Annotated in this window: 15 protein-coding genes; 3 read left to right on the top strand and 12 right to left on the bottom strand. The window is 50.0% G+C overall.

From position 1 onward, the window contains the following. Positions 1 to 25: 25 nt before the first annotated feature. From nifJ to yedE, 5 genes are all read right to left on the bottom strand, one after another. Positions 26 to 3,538, bottom strand: coding sequence for a pyruvate:ferredoxin (flavodoxin) oxidoreductase (nifJ, locus tag Q0612_RS03575; RefSeq protein WP_298880852.1), 3,513 nt, complete (start codon positions 3,536 to 3,538; stop codon positions 26 to 28). Positions 3,539 to 3,729: 191 nt separating this feature from the next. After that, the gene (selD, locus tag Q0612_RS03570; RefSeq protein WP_298880849.1) at positions 3,730 to 4,770 is read right to left on the bottom strand and encodes a selenide, water dikinase SelD; all 1,041 of its coding nucleotides are present in this window, start codon (positions 4,768 to 4,770) and stop codon (positions 3,730 to 3,732) included. A 15-nt stretch (positions 4,771 to 4,785) separates the two neighbouring features. Next, positions 4,786 to 5,034: a DUF3343 domain-containing protein gene (locus Q0612_RS03565; RefSeq protein WP_293392637.1), complete on the bottom strand. Its 249-nt coding sequence runs from the start codon at positions 5,032 to 5,034 to the stop codon at positions 4,786 to 4,788. Continuing rightward, positions 5,031 to 5,237, bottom strand: a complete 207-nt coding sequence (locus tag Q0612_RS03560; protein ID WP_009146013.1) for a sulfurtransferase TusA family protein — start codon at positions 5,235 to 5,237, stop codon at positions 5,031 to 5,033. The genes Q0612_RS03565 and Q0612_RS03560 overlap by 4 nt, the downstream gene beginning before the upstream one ends. Before the next feature lie 9 nt (positions 5,238 to 5,246). Then, positions 5,247 to 6,320 (bottom strand): YedE family putative selenium transporter, encoded by a 1,074-nt coding sequence (gene yedE, locus Q0612_RS03555; protein ID WP_298880844.1) that lies wholly within the window; start codon positions 6,318 to 6,320, stop codon positions 5,247 to 5,249. Between the two features lie 148 nt (positions 6,321 to 6,468). Between yedE and Q0612_RS03550 the strand changes: the two genes are divergently transcribed. Then, a complete protein-coding gene (locus Q0612_RS03550) occupies positions 6,469 to 7,656 on the top strand; it encodes an aminotransferase class V-fold PLP-dependent enzyme (protein WP_298880842.1) in 1,188 nt (395 codons plus the stop codon). After that, on the top strand, positions 7,646 to 8,539 hold the full coding sequence (locus Q0612_RS03545; protein WP_298880838.1) for a selenium metabolism-associated LysR family transcriptional regulator: 894 nt from the start codon (positions 7,646 to 7,648) through the stop codon (positions 8,537 to 8,539). The genes Q0612_RS03550 and Q0612_RS03545 overlap by 11 nt, the downstream gene beginning before the upstream one ends. Positions 8,540 to 8,599: 60 nt before the next feature. Here the strand turns inward: Q0612_RS03545 and Q0612_RS03540 are convergent, their stop codons facing one another. The 5 genes from Q0612_RS03540 to Q0612_RS03520 all read right to left on the bottom strand — a co-directional run bounded on the left by Q0612_RS03540 (position 8,600) and on the right by Q0612_RS03520 (position 11,864). Continuing rightward, on the bottom strand, positions 8,600 to 9,016 hold the full coding sequence (locus Q0612_RS03540; RefSeq protein ID WP_298880836.1) for a universal stress protein: 417 nt from the start codon (positions 9,014 to 9,016) through the stop codon (positions 8,600 to 8,602). 1 nt (position 9,017) lies between these two features. Continuing rightward, positions 9,018 to 9,455 carry a universal stress protein gene (locus Q0612_RS03535; RefSeq protein WP_009146008.1) on the bottom strand — a complete coding sequence of 146 codons (438 nt, stop codon included), beginning with the start codon at positions 9,453 to 9,455 and terminating at the stop codon, positions 9,018 to 9,020. A 120-nt stretch (positions 9,456 to 9,575) separates the two neighbouring features. Beyond that, positions 9,576 to 9,965 (bottom strand): hypothetical protein, encoded by a 390-nt coding sequence (locus Q0612_RS03530; RefSeq protein WP_210683747.1) that lies wholly within the window; start codon positions 9,963 to 9,965, stop codon positions 9,576 to 9,578. A 17-nt stretch (positions 9,966 to 9,982) separates the two neighbouring features. Next, a complete protein-coding gene (locus Q0612_RS03525; RefSeq protein ID WP_298880826.1) occupies positions 9,983 to 11,368 on the bottom strand; it encodes an NAD(P)/FAD-dependent oxidoreductase in 1,386 nt (461 codons plus the stop codon). Positions 11,369 to 11,435: 67 nt separating this feature from the next. Continuing rightward, on the bottom strand, positions 11,436 to 11,864 hold the full coding sequence (locus tag Q0612_RS03520; protein ID WP_298880823.1) for a DUF190 domain-containing protein: 429 nt from the start codon (positions 11,862 to 11,864) through the stop codon (positions 11,436 to 11,438). 181 nt (positions 11,865 to 12,045) lie between these two features. Here Q0612_RS03520 and Q0612_RS03515 point away from each other — a divergent pair, with 181 nt between their 5' ends. Next, entirely contained in the window at positions 12,046 to 12,429 is a 384-nt protein-coding gene (locus Q0612_RS03515) for a thioesterase family protein (RefSeq protein WP_293807078.1), read from the top strand. Between the two features lie 133 nt (positions 12,430 to 12,562). On the opposite strand, the gene Q0612_RS03510 is transcribed toward Q0612_RS03515, so the two are convergent. Both Q0612_RS03510 and Q0612_RS03505 read right to left on the bottom strand, forming a co-directional pair. Next, complete coding sequence (locus Q0612_RS03510) at positions 12,563 to 13,822, bottom strand: type II toxin-antitoxin system HipA family toxin (protein WP_298880818.1); 1,260 nt, start codon at positions 13,820 to 13,822, stop codon at positions 12,563 to 12,565. After that, positions 13,822 to 14,142 carry a helix-turn-helix domain-containing protein gene (locus Q0612_RS03505; RefSeq protein WP_021720337.1) on the bottom strand — a complete coding sequence of 107 codons (321 nt, stop codon included), beginning with the start codon at positions 14,140 to 14,142 and terminating at the stop codon, positions 13,822 to 13,824. Before Q0612_RS03505 ends, Q0612_RS03510 begins: the two co-directional genes overlap by 1 nt. Positions 14,143 to 14,309 lie beyond the last annotated feature (167 nt).

Here is a 14,309-nt window from a genome sequence, read left to right as displayed (position 1 = left end):
GCTTATTTTTTATTAAGCAAGAATTTTATTCCTTGCCTGCCAGCTTTTTGTAGCCGTCCAGACGAGTCATAGCGTCTTTCTCGGTCTTCTCGAACAATGCTTCCGCAGTATCCGGGAACATCTTCTGCAGGGAGCTGAAACGAACTTCGCCCATGAGGAAGTCACGGAAGTTTGCGGTAGGCTCTTTGCTGTCCAGAATGAACGGATTCTTGCCTTGCTCCTTCAGTTCCGGATTGAAGCGGTAGGTTGCCCAGTAACCGCAGTCAACAGCACGTTTTTCTTCGAGCTGGCTGCAGCCCATGCCAACCTTCAGGCCGTGGTTGATGCAAGGTGCGTAAGCAATAATCAGGGACGGACCATCATAAGCCTCTGCTTCGGCAATAGCCTTCAGAGTCTGGTTCTTGTCGGCGCCCATAGCAACCTGTGCAACATATACATAGCCATAGCTCATAGCCATCATGCCAAGGTCTTTCTTCTTGGTCTTTTTGCCGCTGGCAGCAAATTTAGCGATTGCCGCAGTCGGAGTAGATTTGGAGGATTGACCGCCGGTGTTGGAATATACCTCGGTATCGAATACCATGACATTGACATTCTCGCCGGATGCCAGTACATGGTCCAGACCGCCGTAGCCGATATCATAAGCCCAGCCGTCACCGCCGAAGATCCAGTGGCTGCGTTTAACGAAGAATTGCTTCTCGTCATACAGAGCAGCGCATTTATCGCAGTTGTCTTTGTATTTTTCCAGTACAGCAGTCAGCGCTTCGGCACGCTCACGGGTGCCTTCGCTGTCGTTGACATGCTCCAGCCAATCGGTCAGCGCAGCCTTGAGATCCTCAGGCAGCTCGCCTTCCAGCATAGCTTTTACCATGTCTTCTACACGCTCACGGGATTGTTTAACGCCCAGGAACATACCTAAGCCATATTCAGCGTTATCCTCGAACAGGGAGTTTGCCCAGCTCGGACCATGACCTTTGCAGTTTTTGGTGTACGGCATGGACGGAGCGGATGCACCCCAGATAGAGGTACAGCCGGTTGCATTGGCAATCATCATACGGTCGCCAACCAGCTGGGTTACGAGCTTAGCATACGGAGTTTCGCCGCAGCCTGCGCACGCACCGCTGAACTCAAGCAGCGGCTGCTCGAACTGAATACCCTTCATGGTCTTCTTGTTGAGCGGATTTGCCTTCGGAGCAACCTCCTTCTGGCTGTATTCCCATGCAGCAGCTTTATCAAGCTGAGTATCGAGCGGCTTCATAACGAGAGCTTTGGCTTTCGGAGCCGGGCATACCTGAGCGCAGTTGCCGCAGCCGGTGCAATCCAGCGGAGAGATGCTCATGCTGAACATCAGGCCTTTAGCGCCGATAGCAGGCTTGCTCGGCAGAGTTGCCGGAGCCTTGGCAGCTTCTTCCTCAGTCATGAGAACCGGACGGATAGCAGCATGCGGGCAAACGAAAGCGCACTGGTTACATTGGATACAGGTGTCCATCTGCCATTCCGGTACGTCGATAGCGATGCCGCGTTTTTCATAAGCGGCAGTACCGCTCGGGAAGGTGCCGTCAGCATAATCAGCAAAAGCGCTTACCGGCAGCTTGTCGCCCTCCAGCTTGTTCATCGGAACGAGCAGCTTGTCAACAAATTCGTTGCCGGTTGCAGCTTCGGCAGCAGTATCGCCGGCCTCAGCCCAGCTTGCGGGAACATCAACAGCAACAATAGCATCAATGCCCTTGTCGATAGCAGCATTGTTCATGTCGACAATATTCTGGCCCTTCTTGCCGTAGGAATGCTCAACAGCATCCTTCAGGTATTTCACAGCGTCAGCCAGAGGAATAATATCAGCCAGCTTGAAGAAAGCAGACTGCATAATCATGTTGATGCGGCCGCCCAGACCGATTTCCTGAGCAATCTTAACAGCATCAATGATGTAGAATTTAATATCGTTCTTAGCGATGTAGCGTTTGAGCTGACCGGGCAGCTGTGCGTCGAGGTCCTCAGCGCTCCAGTTGCAGTTCAGCAGGAAGGTGCCGCCTTTTTTCAGGCCTGCGGTTACATCATATTTATGAACATAGGACTGATTGTGTACTGCAACAAAATCGGCAGCATCAATCAGGTACGGTGCCATAATCGGGGTATGACCGAAGCGCAGATGGGAAACAGTTACGCCGCCGGATTTTTTACTGTCATAGGAGAAGTAGCCTTGAGCGTACATGTCGGTGTGGTCACCGATGATTTTGATAGCGCTCTTGTTGGCGCCTACGGTACCATCACTGCCCAGGCCCCAGAATTTGCAGCCCTTGGTGCCTGCGGGAGTTACGTCAATGCCTGCGACGCACGGCAGAGAGGTATTGGTTACATCATCAGTGATGCTGATGGTGAAATTGTTTTTAGGTTCTGCACTTGCCAGATTATCGAATACAGCTACGATATCGCCGGGCAGCAGGTCTTTGGAGCCCAAGCCGTAACGGCCGCCGATAATCATAGGCTTGCGGTCGCTTGCATAGAAGGCAGCACGTACATCAAGATACAGCGGTTCGCCGAAAGCGCCCGGTTCTTTGGTGCGGTCAAGTACAGCGATACGTTTTACGCTTTGCGGAATTGCACCCATGAAGTGCTCGATGCTGAACGGACGATACAGGTGAACTACGAGTACGCCAACCTTTTTGCCTTCTGCGTTGAGCTTTTCAACAACAGTGCGGACAGTTTCGGAAGCAGAGCCCATGATGATGATGATATTTTCTGCATCCTCAGCGCCGTAGTAGTTGAACAGATGATATTCACGGCCGGTCAGCTTGCTGATTTCGCCCATGTAATTCTCTACGATTTCCGGCAGAGCATTGTAATAGGTGTTAACAGCCTCACGAGTCTGGAAGTAAATATCCGGGTTTTGTGCGGTGCCGCGGATAACAGGATTATCCGGGTTCAGACCGCGTTTACGGAATGCGTCTACCGCATCCTTATCCAGCAACTTTTCAAGATTAGCATAATCCATAACCTCAATCTTCTGGATTTCGTGGGAGGTACGGAAGCCGTCGAAGAAGTTCAGGAACGGTACGCGACCTTTGATAGCACTCAAATGTGCTACGCCTGCCAGATCCATAACCTCCTGTACGCTACCTTCAGCCAACAGAGCAAAGCCGGTCTGACGGGTAGCCATAACGTCCTGATGGTCACCGAAGATAGACAGAGAGCTTGTTGCCAGTGCACGTGCGGAAACGTGGAAAACTGCGGGCAGCAGCTCGCCGGCCATTTTATACATATTAGGAATCATCAAAAGCAAGCCTTGAGATGCGGTGTAGGTAGTAGTCAGTGCACCTGCCTGCAGAGAGCCGTGAACTGCGCCGGAGGCACCTGCCTCGGACTGCATTTCCATCAGCTTAACGGTTTGCCCGAAAATGTTCTTTTTGCCTTGGGCAGCCCATTCATCGACAACCTCAGCCATCGGTGAGGACGGAGTAATAGGATAAATTGCAGCAACATCGGTAAATGCGTAGGAAATATACGCAGCAGCTGTGTTGCCGTCCATTGTTTTCATTTTTACCATTGGATTCCCTTCTTTCTTGAAATCACAAAATTACTTGACCTTAATTTTTACAGGAAAAACTTTCCGGTTCATATAATTAGTATACACTACTCAGCCTTGTTTGTAAAATATCTGCATAAATGTATACAGCATTTTTGCGTAAATAAAATGTGAAAAAAGATGCCGCCGGTTAAGCAGCATCTTGAAAATATTTATGCTTCCAGATAAATCGCACTGTCAAGTTTTTCGGTCACATAGCCGATAATCCGCGTACCCGGAGCAACAGTCCGCAGCTCTGCCAGACAAGCTTCCGCCTCCGCCGCAGGAACAGCACACAGCAGGCCTCCGCTCGTCTGCGGGTCGTAAAAAATATCCTGCAGCGCACGCGCGACCTCTCCCGCAACACGCACACCTGCTTCGGCAAAATCACGGTTGCGGTATCCGCCGGCAGGTATAAAACCCATATCCGCCATCTCGTATGCTTCCTTGTGGTAGGGCACGTCCTGCGCTTTAAGGTGCAAGGTAACGCCGCTGCCCTGCGCCATCTCCAGACTGTGTCCCAAAAGCGCAAAGCCTGTTACGTCGGTGCAGGCATGCACGCTGTATTTTACAAGCACATCATGCGCATATTTATTGAGCGTACTCATCTGCACATACAGCTTGTCTAGCAGCGCCTGCTCTACCAGGCCTGCCTTTGCTGCCGTTGTGAGAATGCCCACGCCCAATGGCTTCGTCAGCAGCAGTACGTCACCGGGCTGCGCGCCGCTGTTTTTCCACACGCGCTCAGGCTGCACAAAGCCTGTCACCGCCAAGCCGTAAATCGGCTCCGCGCCGTGAATGGTGTGGCCGCCGGTGATAATTGCACCTGCTTCATAGGCCTTGGCATAACCGCCGCGCAAAATCTCCTGCACGGTTGCCTTGTCCATTTTCTCGGGAATGCACATGATATTCAGCGCCAGCTTCGGTTCGCCGCCCATAGCGTAAACATCGCTCAGAGCGTTTGTTGCCGCAATCTGTCCGTACATAAAGGGATCATCGACAATCGGCGGAAAGAAATCTGTTGTCTGCACAATCGCCAGCTCGTCACTCACCCGATAAACACTGGCATCATCGCTTTTATCGTAGCCTACCAAAAGATTAGAATCATAATGCGTCTGAAAGCCTGCCAACAGATTGCACAGCGTACCGGCACCGACCTTGGCCCCGCAGCCCGCACAGCTCGCCAGCTTCGTCAGCTTTACTTCGTTTTCCATAGCTCAAACCTCCGCTTATTCGGCAGCAGTATACAAAACCTCGTAGCCATTCTCCCGCTCACGCACTATCTGCTCCAGCTCCGGTGTCTGCAAAGACGCTGCATCTTCCAGCGCCTCTGTTTTAAAAAATACGCAGGTACCGCAGCTGCTGCTCAGGCTGCGCGGCACAGGACGCACCTGCGCCTGCCAGCCGCGCTCCGTGCACAGATGCTGAAAGCGCACCGCACCGAAGTGCGAAAAGAACGTTGCAATATACTGCATCATTTGCTCAGGGACAGAGTAAATTCGCCGTCCTGCTCCGTTACCGCAACCTTATAGCCCTGATGCTGTGCGTAGCGTGTTACATTTTCCTTGGAGGTATTATTATCCACGATTACCTCATAAGCAGCCTCGCCGCTCATCATCGCCTGACGCGTCAGGATAACAGGTTCGGGACAGGAAAGTCCTCTTGCATCAATAGTTTTCATAGCGTTTCCTCACTTTTTATATGTATTCAGATAAGCAATCACAGTAACAACAATAATACCGATAACAACAGCAATCTGACCATTGGCAGTAGGACCGTTGCCGCTGGAGGCCAGGCCGAAGTTATGCGCAAAGGCCGCGCCCACGATAAATCCCAGCAAAGTTACTGCGCTGTCGGAGTTACCTTCGCCGGACAGCACCAGCTGACGCATCGGGCAACCGCCCAAGAGTACGCAGGCAAAACCCGCCAGAAAAAGTCCCAACACGTTCCACAGTGCATCGGTGTGCGCAATAGGCTGCGCCGCAAAGCCAACCTTGAAGAAGGCACCGCCGGTTACGGAGGTCAGCACAACATTGCAGGCAGCAGCTGCCGCAACAACAGCCACAAAGCCCCACAGCATTTTAGTTTCTCTAAAGAGAATAAAATCGCGGATACCGGCAATCATGCAGAAGCGTGTGCGCTGCGTAAGATAACCGACTGCCACTGCAGCAATCAGGCTCACAGCAACAGCCGCATGTTTGGCACCGGGGCCGCCACCCGCCTTGGTAAAGTGGATGAAGGCCGGTGCGGCAACGAGCAGCACCAACAGTACAACGGCAATCACCGACATAATGCTGCCTTCCGCCGCCGTCATCTTATAGGTACGCTTCAGGCTGTAGCCACGATTCAGGAAGAAGATGCCGGCATAAATGCCTGCCGCAAAACCAACCAGACCGACAACAGCGTTCAAGTCACCGCCGGCAATACGCAGCAGCATTCTGAACGGACAGCCCAAAAACATCAGACAGCCGATCATCGCAAAAAAGCCCAATACAAAACGCGTCAGCGGAGAGCTGCCGCCCTTCGGCGAAAATTCTCCGTGCATATAAGCTGCAGCCAAGGCGCCCAGCACCAGACCGCTGATTTCCGGACGGATGTACTGCACAGCCTTGGCGGCATGTAACCCCAAACCGCCGGCAGTATCACGCAAAAAACAGGCAATACACAGGCCCATGTTGGCCGGATTGCCGAAAAACACCAGCATTGCTGCCACCAGACCGATAATCGTGCCTGTTGCAACAATCGTTACTTGTTCATTTTTCATAAAAAGCCTCCCCAAAATATTCTTTCGACAAAAGTATATCATAGCCCACATGCTTATACCAATATCATTTATAGATAAAGCTGATTGATTTATTAGCTTTTCAGATAATTATATGATAGAATAGGCGTAACATGAGGAGGTACGAAAAGTGCAGCAAATTTATCTCGACAACGCCAGCACTACCTTTCCCAAGCCACAGGCAGTTGCTGACGCAGTTTATCAATATATTACACATGCAGGCACCAACATCAGCCGCGGTACCTGCGCGACCACTACCGAGGACCTTGTTTTTGCCACCCGCGAGCAGCTTTGCCGCTTTTTCGGCGGTGAGGACAGCAAAAATGTTGTCTTTACGAAGAACATTACCGAAAGCCTGAATACCATCATCAAGGGACTGCTGCACAGCGGCGACCATGTGCTTGTTACCGCTATGGAGCACAACGCCGTCATGCGTCCGCTCCAGCAAATCGGCACAGAACTTACGACTGACAACGCTCCCACCGATGCCATCACCTTCAGCCGCATCCCCTGCGACGCGGAGGGAGCACTGTGCTTAGACGCTTTGCCGCAGCTGGTGCGTCCCAACACCAAGGCCATCATCATGACGCACGCCAGCAATGTCTGCGGCACACTGCAGCCCTTGGCAGCAATCGGCAGCTTCTGCAAAAAACACAAGCTGAAATTCATCGTCGACAGTGCGCAAAGCGCCGGCGTTGTTCCCATCAATATGCAGGAAATGCACATCGACGCTCTCGCCTTTACGGTGCACAAGGGACTTTTGGCACCGCAGGGCATCGGCGGTTTTGTGCTGCGTGAAAGCATGATTGACGAAATAACACCGCTCATTGTCGGCGGCACCGGCAGCCTCAGCCACACGGAGCACACACCCCGCTTCATGCCGGATAAATTTGAGGCAGGCACGCTCAACCTACCGGGCATCGCCGGCCTGCATGCTTCCCTCAGCTGGCTGCAGCAGCAGGACATTGATAAAATTCGCACGCACGAGCTGACGCTTACGCAGCAGTTTTTAGACGGACTGCAACAATTAGAAGCGCAAAACTTATTGCGCATCGTCGGCAAAAGGAACTGCAGCGAGCGCGTAGGTGTTGTTTCTCTCAGTACAGATATAACAGATATCGCAGAACTGGCCTTCATCTTAGCGGACAGATACGCCATCGCTACGCGCGTAGGCCTGCACTGCGCCCCCAACGCCCACAAAACGCTCGGAACCTATCCCACAGGCACACTGCGCTTTTCCTTCGGCTGGCACAACACAGCAGAGGAAGTCAATATCGCGCTGCAGGCTTTAGAAGAGGTGCTCGCCCATGGACTTTAAACAGCTGCAAAGCTTTGTCACCGTAGTACAGGAGGAAAGCTTCACGCAGGCTGCAGGCAGGCTTTTCGTATCGCAGTCCACCGTCAGCACGCACATTCACCAGCTGGAAAGCGAGCTTAACACCAAGCTGATTCTGCGTACCACCAAAAGCCTGCAGATAACACCCAAGGGACGCGAGCTTTACGAATACGCACTGAATATTCTGGAGCTGAAGGAGCGCATGATTCAGGCCTGCTCCATCGAAAGCCGGCGCATCATCCACCTCGGCGCCTCCACCATCCCCTCAGCTTATATCCTGCCGCAGCTTTTGGCGGACTTCGGCAAATTGCATCAGGATATTTACTTCATCATTCACCAGAGTGACAGTCAAGGCATCATCAACGGCCTGAAGGACGGACTGTTCAACCTTGGCTTTATCGGCATGAGCTGCGAGGACAACGACTTCTGCTGCCTGCCCTTCTGCAAGGACCGCATGGTAGTCATTACGCCGGTCAACGAGCATTTTCTGCACTATAAGCAGCAAAAGGAAAATGTGCTGCCGGAGCTTTTACGAGAGCCGCTGATTCTGCGCGAAAAGGGCAGCGGCAGCAAAAAAATGGCCGACAACTTTCTGGCGCACAGCGGTATTTCCGAGGACGAGCTGCAGATTATTGCCCGCGTCAACGATCAGGAAACCATCAAAAACCTTGTTGCCGGCGGTATGGGAATTTCCATTATCTCGGAAAAGGCGGCGCACAACTTTCTGCAGGAAAAACGTTTGCTGGCCTTCGAGCTGCCGCAGGCTTTTTCCGAACGCAGCCTCTATCTCATCTACCGCAAAAATTATCTGCTGCCAAGCTACGTCAAGGAGTTTCTCGGATTCATCAGCCAAAGCAAATTATAAGCATAACAAAACGAGTACGCACAGGACAAACCCCGGCGTACTCGTTAATTTTTTGCATATTTACTTAACAATTGTCACTGGCACATCAGCGTTTTCCACGATGACGCTGCTGACACTATTGCGGAACAAGCCTTCCAAAACTCCCATGCCTCTGCTGCCCAGCACGATACCGTCACAATCCTGCTCACCTACCGCGCGCAGGATGCTTTCGGCAATATCGTTGTCGTTTTCCAGCAAATAGGTGCAGTCAATGTTCTTGCCGCTGAGAATCGCATGTGCGGCATCAAGCACTTCATCACCCATCTGAACATACAGGCAATCACTTCCAAATTCCACAATATGCTGTTTCATTCTGCCGGAAACCACCGTCATAATTACCAGCGAGCCGCGCGTATAGCTTACAAGCTCACAGGCATATTCCAATGCTCTCCAGGAATGCTCCGTACCGTCAATAGGTACAATAATGCGTTTCAGCATTTTATTTTACAATCAGCACTGGTACATTTGCATATTGAGCAACCTTAGAGCTTACGCTGCCAAGGAAGAATTCAGCAATACCGGAAAGGCCACGGCTGCCGATTACGATTGCATCTGCGCCGGTCTTTTTAGCCATAGCAATGATGCGTTCGGACGGATGGCCAACCTCCAGGCTGAATTTGGTTTCGCCTTCGTAGGTGCTCAGACGCTCCTGCGCCATTTCGAGAACCTTATCACCGATTTTCTCCAGCTCACTGTTGCCCTGACTTACAGTTGCGTGATCCAGAGGCACTGCCAGCAAAGCAGCATTATTATATGGTTGGATTACATTGATTACATGCAGTTCGCCGCCAAACTTTTTGCCAAGCTCTACAGCAGTATCCAGTGCTCTCCAGGAGCCTTCACTGCCATCTACAGGAACAAGAATCTTTTTAAACATAACAACGCACCTCCATAATAATGCACATGTTGTAATTTATTTATTATATTTTTTACAAGAAGAGGCTTTTTTTCTTCTTACGTTATATATTCTGCTTTAGCGCAAAAAATCCTGCTGAAATTACTCGCGGCCGCGATTTTTTCTTTTTTCGTGGATGCGGGCAGATTTCTTGCTGAACTTTTTCGGTTCATCAGCCAGCTTTGCCAGCTCGGAGGGAGATTGCTCCTTAGCCTCGGCAAAGTTTTCGCCCTTCACAAAGCGGAAATAAATCGCAATGCCGGCAATCAGCACCAGAGGAATACTGCCGATAATATAACGGTAGCTCTGCGGTGCAGCCATCGTGATAAAGTCATAGATAACGATACATGCAGGCACCAGGATAATCTGTCCCATGCGGGCGAGGAAGCCGTCCTTACCCATAAAGCGCACTACCATGCCATAAGCCAAAAAGGCTACCGCAAAGGAAACGAAAGACATAAATACCAGAAACGCAAAAAACTCAAAATTCATCTAAAAAAGCACCTTCCTTAATTCTTCTGTCCGCAGGCACGGGCACCAATGACGCGCGCCGCCCAGACACCGCTGGCACTCGCCTGCGATAATCCGCGTGTAATACCGGCACCGTCGCCTACCGCAAACATATTCGCAACCTTGGTTTCCAGATTGCTGTCCAGCTCGAGGCGTGCGCTGTAGAATTTTACCTCTACGCCGTAAAGCAGCGTATCCGCATTCGCCATACCGGGAGCAATCTTATCCAAAGCATAAATCATTTCAATAATATCATCTAGATGGCGTTTAGGCAAGACCAAACTTAAATCTCCCGGCGTTGCACTGAGCGTCGGTTTGGTAAAGCTCTTGAGCATGCGCTTCTCATTCGTGCGTCTGCCCTTCACCAGATCGCCGAAGCGCTGCACCAGCACGCCGCCTCCCAGCATGTTGGAGAAGGAAGCGATACGCTTGCCGTACTGCAACGGCTCATGGAAGGGTTCGGTGAACTTGCTGCTTACCAAAAGCGCAAAATTGGTGTTCTTGCTGTGCATCTTGGGGTCGCGGTAGCTGTGGCCGTTAACCGTAATAATGCCGTCCGTGTTTTCCGCCACTACATAGCCATAGGGATTCATGCAGAAAGTGCGCACAACGTCATTGTAAAGCGAGGTACGGTACAAAATTTTTGCCTCATACACCTCGTCGGTGATATGCTTGAACACCTCTGCCGGCACCTCCACGCGCACGCCGATATCCACCTGATTGTTGATAAAATCAAGGCCCATCTTAGCGCACTGCTCAGTGTACCATTCCGCACCGGCGCGGCCGGGAGCGGCAATAAGATACTTGCACAGCACCGCCTCGCCCTTGTTGAGCTCCAGCACAAAGGTTCCGTCCTCCTGACGGCAGATTTCTTCAACCGCGGTATTGCAACGGATTTCAATCTTATTCTCCAAAAACTTATGGATGTTTTCCATAATCACGAGGTTGTTTTCCGTACCCAGATGGCGTACCTTGGCGTTCAGCAGATGTAAGTCGTATTTCAGCGCCTGCACGCCTATTTTGCTGTTCTTGGTAGAAAAATATTCACCGGGAGCACCATGACGGCAATTCAGCTCATCAACATAATCAATCAGCTCGATAACCTTGTCCTCCGGCAGATATTCGTTCAGCCAGCCGCCGAATTCCGTCGTAAAATTATATTTGCCATCCGAAAAAGCACCGGCACCGCCAAAGCCGCGCATAATGCTGCAGGGGTTACAGTTAATGCAGTGGTCGACCTTCTTGGCTGCCAGCGGGCAGAAGCGCTTTTCAATCGCATTGCCGGCCTCCAGCATAATAACCTTCAGCTGCGGATACTTCAGCACAAACTCATAGGCGGCAAAAATTGCGGCAGGACCGCCACCGATAATAGCTACATCATACATAAATTCTCCTCCTTATTATATCCCATAAAAAAACCGCAGCCTCATCTTTTTACTGCGGTTTATCAGCTTATTGCTGTTGTTCCTGCTGCTTGCGCAGGTAGCTTGGCTGCGGCGAGCCGTTTTTGATATCCTTGTAGCCTTCTGCCGACTTACGCATAAAATCGGTTACCAGATAATCAGCCTCACCCATCACCACCAAAGCATGGGTTGCATTCTTTTCCAAAAACGGCAGAATCTTTTCGAGGTTCTCGCGTTTATCTACCAGCTCCACAATCACCGGGAAATTGGCATTGCCGCTGATAAATGTGCTTACCGCACGGCCAACGCCGCGCACCTTGCTGGCATAGCCTTCAATACCCTTGATAACAGTACCGCCGGCAAGGCCTAAGGAGCGTGCTTCACGCAGAATTGCTTTATAAAGCGGAATATCCTCAAAGAGAACATCCTCGCCTGTATAAATCTTTAAATACGAGGTTTTGTTAAATTCTAAAGCCATGGTTATACACCTCCAGCTATCATTTCAATTTTGCTTATATTATTATAATTCGGCGCTAAGTAAACAATTCCTGCAATATACAGGCAAAAAATTCTTATCCTTGCATTTAGGACTTGTCAGCAGAACGATAATACTTTATGATATAAGCGTATGATTTGATTATTGAAAGAGGGTTTTAAGCATGACAAATTTACATACCGGACTTACCGGCACCGCTAACGTAACCGTAACCGAGGCTAATATTGCCGCTACTATGAAAAGCGGCTCTTTGGCTGTTTTTGCCACTCCCGCTATGTGCGCACTGATGGAGGAGGCTGCCTGCGCTGCAGTCAATGCTCATCTGGAGGAGGGCAGCGGCACTGTAGGCATCAGCCTGAATATTACGCATGACCGCGCTACCGCTATGGGCGACAGTGTTACCGCTACCGCTAAACTGACTGCGGTTGACGGACGCAAGCTGACCTTTGAGGTGAGTGCTGCTGACAGCAAGGGCGTTATCGGTAAGGGTACGCATGAGCGTTTTATTATTGATAATGAAAAGTTTATGGCGAAGGTGAATAGATAAGGTCAACAAGGCAAAAAAATAGAATACTGAAAGTTAAAAAGCTGTTTCCACTCAAACATGGGAACAGCTTTTTCTTCATCAGACCCTGTCTTTTAGCCGATTCTTAGATTTTTCTAAAATTGGAATATGTATTTTATTCGTAACATGCGTTGAATGCAGGTCTCATTTCTTCAATTTGTCTGCGGGTCAGAGCATATCCGGCGGCGGTTCTTTCCCAGTTATCTCTGACGATTTGCAAAATATCTTCCGCCACCGCCTCAGCATCCGATTTTGAAATGCCAAATTTCACAGCGGTCTGCACTGCAAGATCAATACTGATGCTGTTATCATCCTCATCCACATTGAGAGACAACTCATCACCGTAAGGAACCGGGTTTACATCATACAAAGGTGAAAGGATCCAGCCCTTGTCTGTCAATATAAATGCATGGTTCCTCAGATGATCATCAGTATTAGTAACCGCCATATTAAACACGATACGTTTCCAAAGTTCGATTAGATCCTTCTTAGGCTGCGCACCATAGGACTTGATAAAGGCTGCTATGTCCAGATAGCTACTTCCATCAGCAGCGGATGCGCCATCTTTTTTAACAAGCAACGTCATCGCCGAGGCGAAATGTACTCGCTTACTTCCCAAACGATCAAAACGCTTTATCAGGAAAGTGCTTCCAAGTGGTGAAAACTTCTCAAGCTTAGCCTCCGGGACATTCAGACCGCAGAGCGCTGCAAGATCATGTGCCACAATTTCCCAAGCTCCGGTATCATTTTCATCGTTCTTTGACGGGAACTTTGCAATCCAAAGCTGATTTTTTGTATCTACTACGGTTGCCTTCGGTCTGGCACCACCCAGAGAAGAACCTGGCTTGATCAGCTGATTCAGCCATTTTTCAGTTAAACCGGTCTCATCATTTTCAAAATTTCTGGAGGCTTCCTCCAATGTGCGAAGCGTAGCCCAAGGTGGAGCGGCTGTTTCCTTATCATCGGAAAGAAATGGACCTTCCGGATTTACCTTAAAGCGAATGCCGCCCATTCGGGTTTCATCGTACACACCAAGCAGGTAATCGCTATCATAAAGCTTTGAAGGCTTACGGCCCTCCTTTTCCGCAAGAATTCTTTCACGCTTATTCATAAGCACGCGTCCCCAGCGGTCCGGAGAAGCATCTGCAAACAAACCAAAAATGTTCTTACCGGTCGGATACTGTCTACCGGAATACGGCATAAGCTCTGGATCCAGAGTTAGAGTAAGACCCGTTTTTTTCAGCCAGCCTTTATCGTATTCAAACGAATAGGATTCTCCGCCTTTGATAACATTTACATATAAACTTCCCATAAGGACAGGCTGATCTGTACTAAAATCATCATAAACGAATATTGTTTTCTGATTTATTGCCATTATTCAGACCTCCTTGGTGCACGTTTCTTTGTAATCAGATTTAGATCCTGCAGTTGTCTGCCCATCTCATCATCCCTAGCGACAAGAAGCAGGTCTTTATCAAGATTGTTTAAGGCATGCAGGACGGCTGCATATATACCCATAGCTACCGACGGATCTCCCTTTTCAACCTTCCAAAGAGAGGCGCGACTGATTCCGGCACGTTCAGCAACCAGTTCAGCAGATAAACTCCGTCTGAGTCTTGCAAGCTTAATTTGTTCACCCATAGTCTGCAGGATTTCTTCTGTTCCCGGTAATATATTATACGCAGCTTTCTTCATTTCTAATCACCGCCCTCATTATGTTTATTATTATAAACATAAATGGTAATTTTGTCAATTTTAGAAAACATTATGTATTATGCGATGCTGTTCAAGGATACTGTTCCGGCAGCCAATCGAGTAGGAGACTGCTCATTATTTGAGCAGTCGACCTCTCACACCACCGT

It is taken from the genome of uncultured Phascolarctobacterium sp. (assembly GCF_937920985.1).
Classification (GTDB): Bacteria; Bacillota; Negativicutes; order Acidaminococcales; family Acidaminococcaceae; genus Phascolarctobacterium_A.
The sequence above is the reverse complement of the archived record's forward strand: the minus strand, read 5'-3'. Positions and strand labels throughout refer to the sequence as shown.

What these genes read in the sequence shown, in the direction of transcription:
- nifJ (WP_298880852.1), bottom strand. Translation starts at nt 3,538, where the DNA reads ATGGTAAAAATGAAAACAATGGACGGCAACACAGCTGCTGCGTATATT.
- selD (WP_298880849.1), bottom strand. Translation starts at nt 4,770, where the DNA reads ATGGAAAACGAAGTAAAGCTGACGAAGCTGGCGAGCTGTGCGGGCTGC.
- Q0612_RS03565 (WP_293392637.1), bottom strand. Translation starts at nt 5,034, where the DNA reads ATGATGCAGTATATTGCAACGTTCTTTTCGCACTTCGGTGCGGTGCGC.
- Q0612_RS03560 (WP_009146013.1), bottom strand. Translation starts at nt 5,237, where the DNA reads ATGAAAACTATTGATGCAAGAGGACTTTCCTGTCCCGAACCTGTTATC.
- yedE (WP_298880844.1), bottom strand. Translation starts at nt 6,320, where the DNA reads ATGAAAAATGAACAAGTAACGATTGTTGCAACAGGCACGATTATCGGT.
- Q0612_RS03545 (WP_298880838.1), top strand. Translation starts at nt 7,646, where the DNA reads ATGGACTTTAAACAGCTGCAAAGCTTTGTCACCGTAGTACAGGAGGAA.
- Q0612_RS03540 (WP_298880836.1), bottom strand. Translation starts at nt 9,016, where the DNA reads ATGCTGAAACGCATTATTGTACCTATTGACGGTACGGAGCATTCCTGG.
- Q0612_RS03535 (WP_009146008.1), bottom strand. Translation starts at nt 9,455, where the DNA reads ATGTTTAAAAAGATTCTTGTTCCTGTAGATGGCAGTGAAGGCTCCTGG.
- Q0612_RS03530 (WP_210683747.1), bottom strand. Translation starts at nt 9,965, where the DNA reads ATGAATTTTGAGTTTTTTGCGTTTCTGGTATTTATGTCTTTCGTTTCC.
- Q0612_RS03525 (WP_298880826.1), bottom strand. Translation starts at nt 11,368, where the DNA reads ATGTATGATGTAGCTATTATCGGTGGCGGTCCTGCCGCAATTTTTGCC.
- Q0612_RS03520 (WP_298880823.1), bottom strand. Translation starts at nt 11,864, where the DNA reads ATGGCTTTAGAATTTAACAAAACCTCGTATTTAAAGATTTATACAGGC.
- Q0612_RS03515 (WP_293807078.1), top strand. Translation starts at nt 12,046, where the DNA reads ATGACAAATTTACATACCGGACTTACCGGCACCGCTAACGTAACCGTA.
- Q0612_RS03510 (WP_298880818.1), bottom strand. Translation starts at nt 13,822, where the DNA reads ATGGCAATAAATCAGAAAACAATATTCGTTTATGATGATTTTAGTACA.
- Q0612_RS03505 (WP_021720337.1), bottom strand. Translation starts at nt 14,142, where the DNA reads ATGAAGAAAGCTGCGTATAATATATTACCGGGAACAGAAGAAATCCTG.